This window comes from Mesorhizobium norvegicum (genome assembly GCF_004919685.1).
In the GTDB taxonomy this organism is placed as follows: Bacteria; Pseudomonadota; Alphaproteobacteria; order Rhizobiales; family Rhizobiaceae; genus Mesorhizobium; species Mesorhizobium norvegicum.
The window spans coordinates 1-1,270 of the sequence record NZ_SMYZ01000208.1 but is presented as its reverse complement, the minus strand read 5'-3'; the positions used below and the strand labels follow the sequence as shown (position 1 = coordinate 1,270).

Genomic DNA, 1,270 nt, shown 5'->3' with positions numbered 1-1,270 from the left:
CCCCACAAGGGGGAGGGTGACACTCAATCCGAAACCGGCGTGTTCTCGTCGACATCAACGCGGAAATTGCCTTCGAGGATCTCGGCCTTCTTCTTCTCGACCAGTTCCTTGACGTCCGCCGGCAGCGTCTTGTCGAACTTGTGGTAGGGCGCCAGATGCGAGCCGCCCTTGGCCATGCGCGAGAAGTCGCCATAGTCCTGCGCGGTGAAGACGCCCGCCTTGACCAGCTTGATCGCCTGCTCGACCGTCGGATACATGTCCCAGACCGGGCCGGTGATCACCGTGTCGGGGCCGAGGCTCGACTGGTCGGACATGTTGGAGATGGCAAGGATCTTCTTGTCCACCGCCGCTTCGATGACGCCGAAGCGCTCGGCGTAGATGACGTCGACACCGGCGTCGATCTGCGCGACCGCTGCTTCCTTGGCCTTCGGCGGGTCGAAGAACGAGCCGATGAAGGCGACCTTCTTCTTGATGTTGGGATTGACCTCCTTGGCGCCGGCGAAGAAGGCGTTGACCAGCCGGTTGACTTCCGGGATGCCCATCGCCGCGACGGCGCCGATCGTGCCCGACTTCGACATCTTGCCGGCGATCATGCCGGAGAGATAGGCCGGCTCGTGGATCCAGTTGTCGAAGACGCCGAAGTTCGGTTCCGCAGGGCCGGCACCGGAGCCGAACAGGAAGGCGGTCTTCGGGAACTGCTTGGCCGTGCGGCGCGATTCACGCTCGGCGGCGAAGGCATCGCCCAACACCAGTTGGTAGCCGCCTTGCGCATATTCGCGCATGACACGGCTGAAATCGGCGGTCTGCACCTTCTCGGACCATTTGTATTCGATGCCGAGTTCCTTCTCGGCCTTCTGCAAGGCGACATGGATCTGGTTGTCCCACGGCTCCTCGATCGGCGTGGCGAAGATCGCCGCCACCTTCAGCTTCTTGTCCTTGCCGAAGGCAGCGCCCGGCAGCATCGCAGCGGCCAGGCCAAGCGCCCCCAGCTCCAGCACATTGCGTCGCGAGAGCCCTTCGCGCTTTATCTGGACTCTGTTCTTCCGGTTTTCCATTGCATTCCCCTCTGTTCGACAGCCGTGTCGAGCCGGCTGTTCGTGAAAATGTTCAGACGGGGAACTATGGAACGGCGCCGGACTTTTGTCCACGTGGTCAAATTTGACGAAGCGCGAGCCGTTGCTCACGGCTGTCAAAGGCGGGAGATTGAGCCCGCAGTGCCAATCGCCTTAGGTTAGCGCTGCCCCTCACCTGCCTGCCGGTGTCCAGCCGA

At 62.4% G+C, this 1,270-nt stretch carries 1 protein-coding gene; it reads right to left on the bottom strand.

What is annotated here, in order from left to right; genetic code table 11:
* Positions 1-23: 23 nt before the first annotated feature.
* Positions 24-1,055, bottom strand: a complete 1,032-nt coding sequence (locus FCU66_RS40765; protein ID WP_136622771.1) for a BMP family protein — start codon at positions 1,053-1,055, stop codon at positions 24-26.
* Positions 1,056-1,270 lie beyond the last annotated feature (215 nt).

Excerpts from the sequence above, each read along its gene's own strand:
- FCU66_RS40765 (WP_136622771.1), bottom strand. The coding sequence starts at position 1,055 with ATGGAAAACCGGAAGAACAGAGTCCAGATAAAGCGCGAAGGGCTCTCG.